Raw genomic sequence first — 15,261 nt, forward strand, 5'->3', positions numbered from 1 at the left:
TTATTGATTCATACTTTCTAAGGGCATTATACGTTTTAACACTTCTTCATACGCATCTATTAAATCCCCCTTGTTATAGCGAAAAACATCTTTATCTAAAGATTTGTTTGTTTCTATATCCCATAAACGCATACCGTCCGGTGAAATCTCATCTCCTATCATCAAGTCCCCTCTTGAATCCCTACCAATCTCAAATTTAAAATCAACTAGCTTAACTCCCCGTTCAATAAAAAATTCCTTTAAAATTGAATTTAATTCAAATGCTAAATCTCTTATAACAGCTAGCTCTTTCTTAGTAGCAACCCCCATTGCAAGAATATAATCTGAATTCAGCATTGGATCATTTGCATACTTCAAATCAAGCTTTAAGATTGGTGGATCAAAAACTTGTCCATGTTGAATAGGAAAATTTCTCACAATGGAGCCAGCAGCAATATTTCTTGGAATTACTTCTAATTTAATCATATCTAAATTATTTACTTTCATTCTTCCATTTCCTAAATTTGAAATATAATGATTTGGCATCCCTTTTTTATGCAACATTTCAAAAATACGGGATGAAAACTCACATCTTAATATGCCAGTTCCTATAATTCGAGCATTTTTATTTTGTGTATAAGAGGATACACTATCCAAAAAATGCATGATAAGTAATTCATCTTCCTCCGTATAATACATAGACTTCGATTTACCACATGTATATAACAAACCGTTCTTTATCATATAAATCCACCTTTCGCCGCCTCTAATTTTGGCTTTTTAATAAAAAAGCTCTTCCAAGATAAACGCAACCCCATCATCTTCATTTGTTGGAGCAACTCGATTTGCTTTGAGTTTAACATGCTCTTCAGAATTTCCCATTGCAACGCCTAAACCAGCCAGTTCCAACATTTCAATATCATTTTCCGCATCTCCAAAAGCTACTATTTTTGAAAGTGGTACATTATAGTGACGTGCTATCCATTTTACGGAAGCTGCTTTCCCTGCATTTTTACACAAAATTTCCATCCACACTCTTCTAGAGTCTGAAAATGTATAGATTAATTGATCTTTGAATTGTTCTTCTAAAATTCTAATTATTTTAGCGAGATTTCCTCGAACTAGCAATTTGGATAAATGGTCTTCCACAAAATCTGAGGGATATCCTATTGCATGTGGTGGACATCCCATATTAATCCATCCTTGGACATCATCATCAATTGTTTCAACCCAAAATTGATTGTTTTTTTCCGCTAAATAATTATCTATATATTTTCCTGCCTTTAAAACTTCGAATAATTTTCCGACTATTAACGCATCAATCATATTAGTTGAAAGAACCTTATTATTTCTTCTTTCAAAAATTAGTGCTCCATTATAACAAATACTAGGTGTCTCAATTGATAAAGTATCTAAATATATTTCTATGTCCCTCGGGGCCCTAGCAGTTGCAAGAATGAGAGGTATTTTGTTCTTATTCAAATGTTGTATGATTTCAATTGTTCTAGTACTAAGTTTCTTATTGTTTCTTAGCAGAGTACCATCTAAATCACAAATTACAATATCAAATAAAGGTTTCATTGCACATACTCCTAATTTAAAAGATATCTAATATGAACTTATTTAAAGATAGCAAACTAAATTTTTTATAACAGACTTTTATACATTGGATATATTCCGATTAGCTATATCTAATCGGAATATATTCTTTTAAAACAATAAAAATAGAAGCCTTGATATAGTGTGAAATTAGATTTTTTACTTTTAAAGAATGTTTTATTTCACTAAAAGGAAGTGTTCTCAACGTCTAATTCTCGTTATACAGATTGAATTTTCAGATAAATAAACCTTACTAAATTGTTTCTGTTTTTAGAACTTAGTTAAAATTCAAGGTTGTCTATTCAACGTGATTCTCCTTATGTCGTAGTTGTTTTTATTTGAGATTCCATTTGATAAGTCATCTCAAATACTAATTAAAATAAAATCCAATAAAGATTTTTAATTATTTTTCCATCTCCTCTATATTAGTAATTTTGATATCTACAACATAACATAACCGAATATAATTAAAAATATTTTAAATTTTCTAAAAACTTTTTTGAATATTCGATTTCTTTTATTTTATTTATACAATAATACATTAAGATTCTTATATTCCCCTCAATATTCTAAATTCAATTATTTCGGATTTATTTTCCCTTCAGTATATTGCTAAAGATAATAATACGTAATAAATACATTTAACATAGGATGAATACTCCTCAGTATTTAAATGTGTTTTCTTAATCCAAAAACCGTTTTAATCTTTAAATTCTATAAATTTATACTAATCTTTGCTTTATTCAAATCATAGTCTCTATTTTCTTAATCTTAGTACTTATTATCACATTTAATTACTAAAAATACATTTTTGCATAATATCCAAAATATACATTGAAATGATCAACAAAAGGCTTGTATTGAATACAAAAAAATAAATTTAAAAAAGACACTCTCAAGAAAGTATCTTTCTATAATACATCTATTTAATTACGCTCTACTATTTATAAATTTAGTATGTTGTTATGTTCCGTCACAATTTATAGCGCCCTATTACTCTCGTTTTACAGAATTTACAATACGGGAAAGCCCACGAACCTATATGTTCTGTTGTGAGAGTGGTGATATCACACCGCATTCTTGCACGTCAGCGATACCAGAAATGGACTTTGGCCTTTGATAACAAGAATCCCACTGATATTAGTCAGCCGGTCTCTTTAGAGGTGTGATTGTCAACTATATAGTCATGACCCTAAGACCTATTTCTCTATAATTCCAATATCTCCAAAACTTTCTTTGTAAATAATTTGAAGTCATTTAAATATTTCTCAATAATTTGATGTACAAAATCTAAATTTATACTTTGATAGTCGTGAATAGCGATATTTTGAAACCCAACCATTGCTTTTAACTTGCTTGCTAGCTCTTTATTAAGCAAACTTGCTGTAACTAGCAAATCATATGCTTCTCGGCTCGATTGAGGTAATCCTAATTTCTTCCTAGCAACAATATACATCGCTAAATCAATACTCGCTTCACAAGCTCTTTGTATGTTCAAGATTATTGAATCTTGCTTTGTGTAATCTTCCAAATTTTCAGGGTCATTTCCATACACGTCTTGGATTCTTTTTATACAACGCTCTATTGTGGAAATTTTATTTAAAATAACTTCATTCTTCATATATTGAACCTCTTTTCTTTATGTCATCGAATACTATCTTGCGTTCCTCATTCAATTTTGAATACATTTTTAAAGTTTTCATTTCAAAAATGATTTTCCGTTCTTCATCAGAACAAAATATTGTCTTTCCTGTATGTATAATCTGAGCTTGAAAAACTGTAGAAACTTCGGATAAATCAACCAAATCAACATCTCTATGAACAATGTTAGCTAACTCCTGTGCTAATAAAAAACGTTCATAATTCCCTAAAGTTGTGTCACTTAAATAAGCTATATCAATATCGCTATCTTCTCGTTCTCTATTCTCAGCCGTTGATCCAAACACAATTATCCAATAGGGATTCACCGTCTCTTGTAATATTTCTATAAAAGCTGTTATCATGCTTTGAAAAATCATTTAATTAATCCCCCTTATTGTACTTGAATTTTATTATATCATAACCATTATATAACCTTTTCAGCTACGTATTATAATACATTAAGAAAATTAAAACACTCTCTTCATTAATTAACACTTAATCATCTTTCAAACAATTAAAATGACCTCCTGTGATTTAGACCATAACCTTGCCACTTTGGCAAAATTATGGTTCTTTTTCTTAGTGGCAAATTTATGCTTCCAACGATAAAATTTTAAATCACTCACAAAATCGCTTAAAATTATAAAGACATTAAAAATGAAATTTCACCAATTTTACTTAAAATAACTTAATTATAGAGTTTTTATGCATTAAATAACTTAAACCCACTTGAAAAATTAACTTATTTTAACTTAATGTATCATTATGGAGGTTACTTATGAATCAAGAAGAACGATTGATACGAGTCTTTAATTATTTAGAAACACATAAAACCATGAATATAAAACAAATGTGTGAAATGTTTCATATCTCACGAGATACTGCAAGAAGAGATATAGTAAAACTTTCAAAAAATAAAAGAATAGTTAGAACTTATGGTGGAGTGGCTTTAGCTACTTTTCATAAGAAAATTGATACGTACCAAAAGCGATCACAGACTCAATTAGAAACAAAAAAATTGATTGGAATGAAGGCTGCAAATATAATTGCAAACAATGACATGATTTATTTAGACGTTTCAACAACAGTCAACTTTGTAGCGCAACATTTGCAATCAAAGAAAGTAACTATTGTGACGAATTCAATTGATACTGCTTATATGTTAGCTCAATCTGAAGATACGACTATTCACCTTTTGGGAGGAACTTTAAATAAGGTTTCTCGACATACTACAGGGACTTCTACCACTGAAAAACTCAAAGATTATCACTTTGACAAGGTGTTTATTGGAACCGCCGGTATTACAGAAGACGGGATATACTATGGTTTTGAAGAAGATATTTATTTCAAGCGTGAATTAATAAAACATGCTGATCAAGTTATTTTAGTGGCAGATCACACTAAATGGAATCAGCGTCGAAATTATAAGGGTTTAATGCTTGAATCTATAGACACTTTCATTACAAATCAAGTTATGTCTGATGATTTATATAACACTTTAAAAGAAAACGGTGTTGAAGTAGTAATTGCGAGTGAAGTTTAAAAAATAGGGAGGGTTTATTTTGATTACATCTCTTGTTTTTGACGTAGACGGCACAATTTTAGACACAGAAAAAGCAATACTAAAATCCTTACAAAAAGTTTTAAAAGAAGAACTAAAGAAAGATTATCCGTTACAGGATCTAAGATTTGCATTAGGGATTCCTGGAAAAGAAACCTTAAAAAAATTAAATGTACAAAATATAGACGTTATTCATCCGAAATGGGCCAAATCTGTACTAGATTTTTCTCATGAAGTCTCCGTGTTTGAAGAATTAGAAAGCATTATTAAAAAGTTATCCCTTAGTAAATTAAAGCTTGGTATTGTTACATCAAAAACTAAGCAAGAATTAATAGATGAGTTCGAACCATTTGGTCTAAGCGGTCGTTTTGAACATACAATTTGTGCGTGTGATACGGATAAACACAAACCACACCCTGAACCATTATTAGCTTGTTTGAAACAATTAGATGTCCCTAATAATGAGGCAGTATACATCGGAGACTCTATATACGATATGCAATGCGCGAAAAGTGCTGGTGTTAAATTTGCACTCGCTTTATGGGGCTCAAAGACAAAAGAAGGTTTTGAAAAAGCTGATTATATATTAAATACCCCAAAAGATATTTTGGCTTTAATTTAATCAAGCTCATTTCTAATAAAGACATTAAATTACTCATTAAAAAGTCGATTTCTTAATGTACAGGAAATCGACTTTTTATTTACAGAATTAGCTTTAACGTACGGAATTCAAGTACTGTTAGTTTCATATTCCAGTTAAGTTTTTATTAATAGGTTTTTTTAGCATCAAAATACCTTAATTCTTGTTAACTTTATGCTTCTTATTAAAATTTAAGGCAAGTTTATGGGTTAATAATTAATCCACGGCAAAGTTATGCTTCCATTTTATTTGAACAATTAGATAAATATCTTCTAAAATAAGCGCATTCCGACAAGTTTATGCTTCCAATTGCGGCAAACTTATAGGTAAAGTGACACCTCCTATCATCTCTTGCCCGAAGCCAATTCATTGCCCAACTACTCCATGAAGGATTATAGTTTCGGACCATGTTGGAATACAGAGCAAAGCAAAATGATACGGCATACAAGTTAGTGTCGTATCTACATTTGCTTTAAACCAATTATGTTATTGTTGTCGATATCAAAACAAAGACATTAAAAATCTAAACCTCCTTAAATGTGACTGTCCTTCTAGTCTTACACATCATGATGAGGATATTAACACAAGTGTCAAACTAAAGAATGAAATAATAAAAAAGAAAGAACTTATCTTTAAGCAATCTTTAACATAAGCCCTTTCTTCTATCTAATTATTAGAACGCATTAATTACCACTGATTAGCATTAAATATGAATCGTACAAAATCATTCTTCTTTTCTTAATTGTATAATTCTATACAATATCACTACATTCATCATTTTCTATTAACTTATTATTGCCAGGTACGGAAATATTATGTTGCTTAACGGTCATATCAAATTGCCAAAACTGAAAATGGTACGTATCAAACAGCATAGAGAAATACCACAAGACCATGTAATCAAGTCATGTACGATTTCTATGACACCTACGGGTAAATATTATGTGTCTATCTTGACTGAATACGAAAAAGAGATTTTACAAAAAAAGTAGAAACAGTTGTTGGATTAGACTTTGCGATGGATCGATTATACGTCAATTCTGAGGATGAGAGAGCCAATTATCCTAAGTTCTATCGTGAAGTGTTAGACTGATTAGCAAAGGCACAACGAGTATTATCAAGAAGAACAAAAGGTTCTATTCGTTGAAATAAACAACGTATCGGTGTAGCAAAGTTACATGAAAAAGTAGCGAACCAACGTAAGAACTTCCTTCATCATAAATCTAAAGAGTTAGCTACTCATTTTGATGTTGTAGCTATTGAAGATCTAAATATGAAAGGAATGTCGCAATCACTTCATTTTGGAAAAAGTGTCGCTGACAATGGTTGGGGTATGTTCACTTCTTTTTTAGCTTATAAACTACACGAACAAGGCAAACAACTTGTGAAAACAGACAAATGGTTTCCTTCCACAAAAACATGTAGCAGTTGTGGAAATGTGAAAAATATGTCATTGTCTGAGCGAGTCTATTCTTGTATATGTGGTGTAAATCTCGATAGAGATTATAACGCAGCTATCAATATCAAAAATGAAGCAATACGCCTGTTAGCGTTAGCATAGATAGCAATAAAATAACCCTTGGAACGAGGGAGTTAGCTCGGTTGTCTTAGGACGAATTCGTTAGTTATTAAAGTAACGACTAACTGAGAAGCCCCCACTTCAAACAGTCCACTAGGACGTTAAGTGGCGGGTAGTTCACAATAAGGGATTCTACCGCATCGATCCGTCATTAACTTAACAAATAAAAATACCCACAAGTACGAATTCATTATGTCCATTGTAATGTTTGGTTTGTTAAGCAAGGTAAATATCTAAAGAAGTACTTTCCCTCTTATATAGTTAAAAGTACAACAGATAGGCTCTTATGCTACTACACATAAGAGCCTATCTCACCAGTATTATACTCAACTAGTTATATAAAATTCCTTTATATTAAATAGAAGATATCCCTACAATTATTCTGGGAAAATAAAGCTAGAGTCTCCTTCGCTATTAGCGGAATCTTCTTTTGGAAATGTAATAGTAGATCCTTCATTTCCCTTATCTTCTTTCTTTATTTCTTGTTCCTCAGGAAATACAATGGAAGAATCATTACTTAAGTTTGGTGAAAAACCAAGTTTAGATAAAATGGCTTTTAAGTCAGGTAAAACACCAATTTTATCAGAAGTTGGATCATTGGATTTCGTTCCAGTGCTAGAATCACTTAAAATATCCCTAAGCTGTCTTGGTGTATATACTCTCCCCTGATTATTTTTTGCAATTCCTTGAATTGATGCTGCAGCACCAGCAATAATAGGTGATGCACTAGATGTTCCAGCAAAACTAGATGTATATAGATTTGTTATAAATTCACTTGGTTTAGCATCTGCTGTATCTACTGCATTCCCCCATCCATACACATCCACTCTACTACCATAATTAGAAAAATATGAACGCTTATGAGGAACTCTTGCAGAAGCTGCCCCAACCATAATTGCCCCTGAATCTTTAAAATCAGGACTATTACGATTTAAAACTTGTTTACCATTACGATCTCTAAATTGATCCAAGTCATTTCCACCGTTTGCACCTGCTTCAATAATAATAATTCCCTTATTTGTTCCTATACGAATTGCATCAAATATGTCTGGTTTTACTTCCACAGGGAAATAGTTCTTATCTCCATATCCATCGTAAGTTGCTTGTGCCTCTAGTAAAAGAATATCTCCAGCTTGCATATTGTTAACCGCACTTAAGATAGCATCAGCCGTATTATACTTACCGTTGTCTCTAAACTGAGATACAACCTTTACCTTAGCTTTTGGTGCAATCCCAATTCCACCTATGCTATTATCCTCTGCAGAAACAATCCCCAAAACTGAGGTACCATGATCATGGTGTTCACTCTTATTCTGTCCCGACATCAATTCTATCTTCTGATTCACTAAATCTTCATGACTTAATAACCAACCATACTCCATATCTACAAAAGTTGTTCCTTTTCCGTCTCCACCATTTATACTCCAAGCATAAGGTGCATTAATTCCTAATGGTGCTGGTTCAAGGTAACCTTGCCTTGTAAGTCTAGGCTCATCATATGGATTAACAGATAAATTTGATAAACGCTCTTCAGGTGGCGTTTCTTCTTCCTGTAGATATGCCGTTTCAATAAGTGATGATTTCTCAAATTTTGCAAGTAAGGCTTGTACATCAATATCACCTTGGTTTTCTACAATATAATAGTTTAGCAAATTGGAAGAAATATGTTCGGAGTCGTTTATTTCTCTACCTAAATTTTTAATTTCTTTAGGGTTTAAAGAACTAAAAAGTCGATTTATAGTTACATTTGGGTATTCGTTTAAAATTCTAATTAATTCAGGGTCTTGTTTTTCTTCTTTAATGAATTTTTCTATTCCATCTTGATATGGCAAATTTGCCTCATTTTTAAATTTCAAAATTAATTGTTTCGTAACTTGCTTATGTACAGTAGAATTCATTTGCTTATTTGAATAATTGTAACTAGCTGCATAGGCAACTTCTGATTTATCACTTGGAAGTAGTCCACCTACTCCATTAAATGCTGTTAACGCAATTGAAGAAACTATAATTCCCTTAAAAATTTTCAAAATGTGCACCTCTTTTAATTTATATATGATTATAAAATGTTTTATATGGCCTTAATTCTTTTTTATATTAGCTTCTTATATTTCCAACTCCGTTCATTTGTTAATATTTGCTTATACATCATTAATACAAATACTTCATAACATCAAACCTATTAATTTAGCCGCATATTTGTAACCATTATAGTTACACTAATAACAAATAGTCAATCTAATTTTTTATGCAATTTCGCATTTTAAATAGTACATACTTCTATCAACTTACTCCTAATTATTTTAAGATAAGTTAAACTTCTATCATTTTAAGTAATTGCATATATGTAATATAAAGCATGTAAAGGAGGTCAAAACGTGGTAATCTCAAGACAAGATTCCTGGACTAACGATAACGATTTACTTCTCGCATCAACAGTACTCCAGAATATTCGTAACGGTGGAACACAGTTAGCTGCATTCAAAGAAGTAGCAAAACTACTAAATAGGACACCTGCCGCTTGTGGATTTCGTTGGAATTCATACGTAAGAAAACAATACCAAGAGGAAATAAAACAAGCAAAACAAAATCGAAAAATGGGAAACAATATTTCTCCCTCTCAACAAAAAAAAGAAACCAACTCTTTATCTATGACATTAGATGATATTATTCTCTTTCTACAAAATTATAAAAAAACAAATGAATTTACAAACTTACAAGGTCAAATAAAAAATTTAGAGGCAGAAAATCAGTCCCTTCTACAACGTGTAACTATGTACGAAGAAGAGTATCGTATGTTACTTAATCATATTGATAGGTCAAGAAGTTTAGTTGTAATTGATTAAAAGAAGCAGTATATTACTTTTATATACTTAGGTCGTAACCTAAAAAATTACTATATATGAATTAATTTTAAATACTAATAAATAAAGTGCACGTTTACTATTAATAAACGTGCACTTTATTTATTTCTTAAAACATAAAATTTAATCTTCAACACCTTAACAATATTAAAATTATGATGTTTGTTTTATAGGCATTTCTTTACCTCTATTCTCAATAAGTCTATCTAATAGTAAGTAAACAAATCCAGAAATAATACAACCCACACCTAAGATTGTAAATAACATATGCCCTAAAAGCTGATCCAGTAATACACCACCTAGAAGTGGTCCAAATACATTACCTGTAATCCATTGAAGATTAGCCGCTCCCATATAAGTCCCCCTCAAATGTTCTGGAGCTATATTAGCAACGAATGTCATTTGGACAGGTGACATAATCATTTCCCCTACTGTATAAACTGTATAAGCTATTAATAATGAGCTTAGGATAACTAAATCATTTGCGTCTATTACTTGAAACCAATTAAGAGTCTCCCATGACCTCTTTCTATTCATATAATCAGTTTTCTGAACCTCAAATACAATACCTATGTTTTTATCCAAATTATTGTTCTTCAATTTTAATAAAGTTTCATGTAATAAACTCTCATCAATAGATTCATTAACCGGATTCTCCCCCTCAAAGCAACGTACCTCACTATAAGGAATCGTTAAATGCATAAAAGAACTGAAATGAAAATGTTTAATATGATTCATTAAGCTTAAATACTTATGAAAATCCTTGTATTCAATTTCCTCTTGCCTTAATAATTTAGAAATACCTAGACGTGTAAGATAGGTTATAGACCAATGATATATATCCCATGTTATTCCAACGTTAGATAACTCCAAATTAACCAAATCAGTAAAATCCCTTGGATATATAAATATAAGATCAAAAGCATCGCCCAAGTTTCCAATAATGGGTAGGTTTTTGATCCTATATATATCAGTTCCTTTTATTTCTTCATCTAGCATGTTAAAGAACTCTATAATCCTTTTTCTATTATCAAGAAAATTATAGCTCTGAAATTCCACGACATTTATGAATTGATTAGCATGCACTGTTATACTTAATGCATTATACTTTATAGCAATATTAATAAATTCATCATTAAGGTAGTCTGCATTATCAGTAGGAAAATGCAACGTTAACAGGGATGAATCAAGGGTTAGAACAAAAGAAAGAACCTCTGAAAATCTTTTTGTATATGAGTTATCAAATAAAGATGTCCCATCAAAAATATTTGCTTCTAATCCATAGCCTTTTTTAACCTATTTTAAGTCAATCTGTTTACTATCTAAACCAAAGAACGGAACCTGTAATATCTTAAATGAATTCCTTCTTATAAGACAATATCAACAACAATATTAATATTTTGTAATAGACAGAGTGATGAAAAATCCTTTTGGGTTTCCAACACTCTGTCATCTTTTTGAATTTTATAGAATGAATATAATAAAATATGATAAAAACTATAAATTTCCCACTTTAAATTCACTTAATCCGTATAATAGGTAGGTATGTTATTTTATTTCTGTTTTTTCATTTCTTCTTGCCATGTAGCACCAACACCACCTGATGGCGTATTCCAACGGTCTTCTTGTCGTTTAATGCGTTCCATGTCTGCATCACTCGGTTTAAATTCTTCTACTTCCTTACGTTGCTGTTCCTTATTACGAGGTTGTTCAACTTCTTTATTATTAAATTTATGGTTGGTAGTAGCTTCTTCAGGCTTATTATCTGCCTTTACACCTGCTGTACTAGATTCGGGCTTATCATTCGTTTCAATATTCTTGCCTTCGTTTATTTGAGGCTTGTGATTATTTGGCTTATTCTCACTAGATTGCACGCCTACGTTTTTCTCTTCAGCCCAACGATTATTTTTTTCATCCCATCCAACAGGAATAACTGAATACATTTCCTTATCTTGACCAACATATTCCGCACCAAATAAATTACCATCCTTAAATTGAACTTGTATCACCGCTTCTGGCGCCTCATAAGTATATTCAATTAATTCAGTATCAAACTTCTTAGTTTTAATTGCACTTGTCGCATTACGGTGTAAGGCCTTAGCTACTTCTTCGTATGGCATACCATGTTCAAGTGCTTCAAAGTAATCAACAGGCATTGTAGAATTACTTTCATCTGATGAAAACTGATACTGCACAATATCAACTTTATCCTCATTTTTTTCCGTATCAACCACTTTGTTTTCGTTATCCCTTGGCACATTATCATTCAACTTTTCCCCGTCCTTTAATTCATCACGCTTTGTTCCATCTACCTTCTTATCGGCTTGCGTGTCCTTCTTCACTTCCTGCTCACTCTTAGGCATTTCTTTCTTGGTAGAGGCGTTCTCCTGACCACACCCCACTAATAAACTTGACAACAATAATCCTGCTACTAGATACTTTTTCATGTTCATTCTCCCTATTTGCGCTATATTTATACAATAACATTAGCGTATTTACCTTATATTACCTTATTCCCTTTCGTAATATTATAACAATATATTAAAATATACAACGATTTAATTCTCTATTATGCTATCTATTACGAGATATCTTACGAGTTTAATTCTGTCAATCACGCTACGGCTTTCTAGCACTTCTTTTGTACACTTTCTTCTTCCCCCAAGATGCACCTCTAATGGAAACAAATGAACAAAATTTCGTTAACCTGGTATGTATAGGTACTTATATAAATCAATAATTGATACGTTCACTGTATCGATCAGTCTGGCATTCCAATTAACCTCAATATTCACCCTAACATGCGTTTCTCATTGTAAATAAAAAAATAGCGAATCCTCCATGTAAGAGAATCCGCCATCATAAGTAACTAATTATTTCATATCTATTCTTTCTTTTACTTTCGCTGGGAGCTCGTCTCTCTTCACTTCCTCCCAACCAAACTTTCCTAAGTAATATACACGCAGGGGTGCTTCTTTACGAAGATTCAAGTTGTACCGCTTGTATCATTTCACTGTTTACAAAATACAGTTAGGAACAAAATGCTTCCACTTGAACAACCATTTTGTTCCATGCCGGTTACAATCCTTTGTAGAGTATCAGTATCGGTATGTTCAAGTTTAATATTTTTTTGTACCAGAACCCACAATTATATTTGGTTCAATCGTTCCCATCACTACCATATCTTTATCAGTGATTATCTTCACCGTTTGATTTTAAATTATAATTTTTTCATAATATATGCAGAAGAAATATAACCTACTAGTTTTTGATCTGCAGTTTTAACTGGATACCATACAAACTGATTGCTACTATCTACAGATTCATCATATGCAGCGTTTCCTTGAATAATCAAGTTCGTATTTTTACTTAACGGTTTCCCACTTGAAGCGGAAGTAGGTTTAGATCTTAAATTTACTCCATCTCTTGTTACAAGTACTTGATCACCTGTTTTTAGGTGATAGATAGAAGAATGTAGATTTGTTAGTGTGTACTCCTTCTTTTTAAATATAATATTTGTGCTCGTGTTAGGATCATATTCGAAATCAGCTGTACTGAAAGGAAACTGCCCCAATTTTGTATCATTTAAAAAACTGTATTGTTCTAGAATAGAAAATACTTTTTCCTGATAAGCGTTTAAATTTTTTTGACCAGTAGCTTTATACAAAGGACTGTTTGCAGGTTTTGTTCCATTATAAGCCATAACGGAGAAGTACCAGTTTTCGATTACTTCTGGTCCAGCAGCTTTTACCTTAGGAAGATCTGTTCGCTGATACATACTACGAAGAACTTTAACACCTGCTTCAATATTATAATTAATATCATATTTTAACTTTTGTTGATCGAACTGAGGTTGATTGGTAATTTGCATAATCCCAATTCCACCGTCTTGCGCTATGATTGGCTGGCCGTTTCCATCAAATTGTTTCCATCCACTTTCTTGTGTAGCTACTGCTTTTATAACTTCAGGAGGAACATTTTCTTTTAATGCTGCGTTCGTTAGTAGGCAATTTATGTGCTGACGAGAGGGATTTTGGTTTGGCTTAATTTCACCATATGGCTCACACGTAGATGCAGCAGAGACATCTTCATAGGACCAACAAAATATCATGAAGCAAGCCAATATCCCTACTCTTAGTAATTGTACTTTCATTCTAGTATTCTCCAATCTATTTAATAATTTATAGTTATACACATTTTACCATAATATATTTCTAATATTCTATATTTTAAGAATACATAGGGGGGGGAATCACGAGATTGGTAATGGGACACCATGGTCTTGCATTTCAGCCATAGCAGAAATGGACTTCGCCTTTGGTAACAAGAATCCCCAATAAAGATAGTCAACTTGCCTATTTAGGAATAGGAGCGTCAATTTAAATGATGCGTTCTAAGGCACTACTCTTCTTCTAAAATAGCGTAATAATATTCATCCCACCATTCATTCCCATGTGGTATACACTTCCTGAAATAGCCTTCTCTTCTCATTCCGATCTTCTCCATTACTCGATATGATGGGGTATTTTGTGGCTGACATGTAGCTATAATCCTATGTAATTTCATTTCCTTAAAGCCATATTTCAATGTAGCTTGTGCTGCTTCAGAAGCATATCCTTTATTGAAGTATTTTGGATTGAACACCCAACCAATCTCATAAGTATGCTCACCAAAATATTTATGAAAAACGATATGAACAATCAGAATATCCCTATCTATTAATACTACAGGAAAGTTCTTAGCGTTTTCACCAATGTTTTCATTCACAAAGTTTCTTGTATTTTCTTCAGTAAAAACCCCTTCAGGTATGTATTTCATAACATTGATATCTGATGTATACTCATGAACAGCTTGCCAATCTTTGAACTCAAATTTTCGTATTAATAACCTTTCTGTTTTTACAAACATTTACTTTTCCCCCTCGAAAAATTACAACTATATTTTAAATCCACATTTAAACCTTAAAACAAAAAGAACTTGTAGGAATCTCTACAAGTTCTTTTTAATTTAAGGTGAATATACGGGCCAAACAAACTATCTTACAGATTGACCGTAGAAACTTCAGGGGTAATGCTTTGACAAATATATTATATAACAAATATTAACATCTACGGAATTTATTTTTGAAAATTATGTGAATTAAGAAATAAAATAGTTTTTTCTTAGATATTATTGTTAATAACTGACGGTATCATTATATTTCATTCTTCAACTTATTTAGAAGAGCTATGTACATTTCGAAGAAGTTCTTCAATAAGTTTTGTTTTTTCATTTACCTTTGTGGCATATTTGTAGAGTAAGCATCCAGCGCCTTTCCACGTTTCTGTGATAGGTTTCCAAATGCTCCTCTCCGAACCGGACTTACACGTCTCCATGTATCCGGCTCTCCATCTGTCATCTG

Annotated in this window: 11 protein-coding genes and 6 pseudogenes; 5 read left to right on the forward strand and 12 right to left on the reverse strand. The window is 31.8% G+C overall.

Translation table 11 applies throughout. From position 1 onward, the window contains the following. The 4 genes from ACTFSL_RS18505 to mntA form a co-directional block, all read right to left on the reverse strand. Positions 1 to 723 (reverse strand): phosphoribosylaminoimidazolesuccinocarboxamide synthase, encoded by a 723-nt coding sequence (locus ACTFSL_RS18505; RefSeq protein WP_088338996.1) that lies wholly within the window; start codon positions 721 to 723, stop codon positions 1 to 3. A 36-nt stretch (positions 724 to 759) separates the two neighbouring features. Beyond that, the gene (locus tag ACTFSL_RS18510; RefSeq protein WP_088338995.1) at positions 760 to 1,560 is read right to left on the reverse strand and encodes a Cof-type HAD-IIB family hydrolase; all 801 of its coding nucleotides are present in this window, start codon (positions 1,558 to 1,560) and stop codon (positions 760 to 762) included. A gap of 1,225 nt (positions 1,561 to 2,785) precedes the next feature. After that, complete coding sequence (gene hepT / locus ACTFSL_RS18515) at positions 2,786 to 3,199, reverse strand: type VII toxin-antitoxin system HepT family RNase toxin (RefSeq protein WP_088339023.1); 414 nt, start codon at positions 3,197 to 3,199, stop codon at positions 2,786 to 2,788. Continuing rightward, entirely contained in the window at positions 3,189 to 3,596 is a 408-nt protein-coding gene (gene mntA / locus ACTFSL_RS18520; protein ID WP_088339024.1) for a type VII toxin-antitoxin system MntA family adenylyltransferase antitoxin, read from the reverse strand. Before mntA ends, hepT begins: the two co-directional genes overlap by 11 nt. Before the next feature lie 401 nt (positions 3,597 to 3,997). Between mntA and ACTFSL_RS18525 the strand changes: the two genes are divergently transcribed. From ACTFSL_RS18525 to ACTFSL_RS18540, 4 genes and pseudogenes are all read left to right on the forward strand, one after another. Then, complete coding sequence (locus tag ACTFSL_RS18525; RefSeq protein ID WP_088339025.1) at positions 3,998 to 4,762, forward strand: DeoR/GlpR family DNA-binding transcription regulator; 765 nt, start codon at positions 3,998 to 4,000, stop codon at positions 4,760 to 4,762. A 19-nt stretch (positions 4,763 to 4,781) separates the two neighbouring features. Further along, positions 4,782 to 5,402: an HAD family hydrolase gene (locus ACTFSL_RS18530; RefSeq protein ID WP_088339026.1), complete on the forward strand. Its 621-nt coding sequence runs from the start codon at positions 4,782 to 4,784 to the stop codon at positions 5,400 to 5,402. Positions 5,403 to 5,818: 416 nt separating this feature from the next. Then, positions 5,819 to 6,072, forward strand: a pseudogene (locus tag ACTFSL_RS18535) (zinc ribbon domain-containing protein); the annotation flags it as partial. 154 nt (positions 6,073 to 6,226) lie between these two features. Beyond that, positions 6,227 to 6,981 (forward strand): annotated as a pseudogene (locus tag ACTFSL_RS18540) (RNA-guided endonuclease InsQ/TnpB family protein); the annotation flags it as partial. 395 nt (positions 6,982 to 7,376) lie between these two features. On the opposite strand, the gene ACTFSL_RS18545 reads toward ACTFSL_RS18540, so the two are convergent. Further along, positions 7,377 to 9,026: a S8 family peptidase gene (locus ACTFSL_RS18545; protein WP_088339027.1), complete on the reverse strand. Its 1,650-nt coding sequence runs from the start codon at positions 9,024 to 9,026 to the stop codon at positions 7,377 to 7,379. Between the two features lie 348 nt (positions 9,027 to 9,374). On the opposite strand from ACTFSL_RS18545, the gene ACTFSL_RS18550 reads away from it, so the two are divergent. Next, on the forward strand, positions 9,375 to 9,842 hold the full coding sequence (locus tag ACTFSL_RS18550; RefSeq protein WP_088339028.1) for an RsfA family transcriptional regulator: 468 nt from the start codon (positions 9,375 to 9,377) through the stop codon (positions 9,840 to 9,842). 171 nt (positions 9,843 to 10,013) lie between these two features. Here the strand turns inward: ACTFSL_RS18550 and ACTFSL_RS18555 are convergent. The 7 genes and pseudogenes from ACTFSL_RS18555 to ACTFSL_RS18585 all read right to left on the reverse strand — a co-directional run. Then, positions 10,014 to 10,364 (reverse strand): annotated as a pseudogene (locus ACTFSL_RS18555) (MFS transporter); the annotation flags it as partial. Then, a pseudogene (locus ACTFSL_RS18560) lies at positions 10,359 to 11,231 on the reverse strand (endonuclease); the annotation flags it as partial. The pseudogenes ACTFSL_RS18560 and ACTFSL_RS18555, both read right to left, overlap by 6 nt. A 182-nt stretch (positions 11,232 to 11,413) precedes the next feature. Then, a complete protein-coding gene (locus tag ACTFSL_RS18565; RefSeq protein WP_088339119.1) occupies positions 11,414 to 12,307 on the reverse strand; it encodes a hypothetical protein in 894 nt (297 codons plus the stop codon). A gap of 426 nt (positions 12,308 to 12,733) precedes the next feature. Continuing rightward, positions 12,734 to 12,847: pseudogene (locus ACTFSL_RS18570) on the reverse strand (YxeA family protein); the annotation flags it as partial. A 233-nt stretch (positions 12,848 to 13,080) separates the two neighbouring features. Beyond that, positions 13,081 to 14,013 (reverse strand): transglycosylase SLT domain-containing protein, encoded by a 933-nt coding sequence (locus ACTFSL_RS18575; protein ID WP_420685975.1) that lies wholly within the window; start codon positions 14,011 to 14,013, stop codon positions 13,081 to 13,083. 248 nt (positions 14,014 to 14,261) lie between these two features. Further along, complete coding sequence (locus tag ACTFSL_RS18580; protein ID WP_088338956.1) at positions 14,262 to 14,768, reverse strand: GNAT family N-acetyltransferase; 507 nt, start codon at positions 14,766 to 14,768, stop codon at positions 14,262 to 14,264. Positions 14,769 to 15,073: 305 nt separating this feature from the next. Then, positions 15,074 to 15,154 (reverse strand): annotated as a pseudogene (locus tag ACTFSL_RS18585) (lysozyme family protein); the annotation flags it as partial. Positions 15,155 to 15,261 lie beyond the last annotated feature (107 nt).

It is taken from the genome of Bacillus cereus group sp. MYBK108-1 (assembly GCF_051917185.1).
Classification (GTDB): Bacteria; Bacillota; Bacilli; order Bacillales; family Bacillaceae_G; genus Bacillus_A; species Bacillus_A cereus.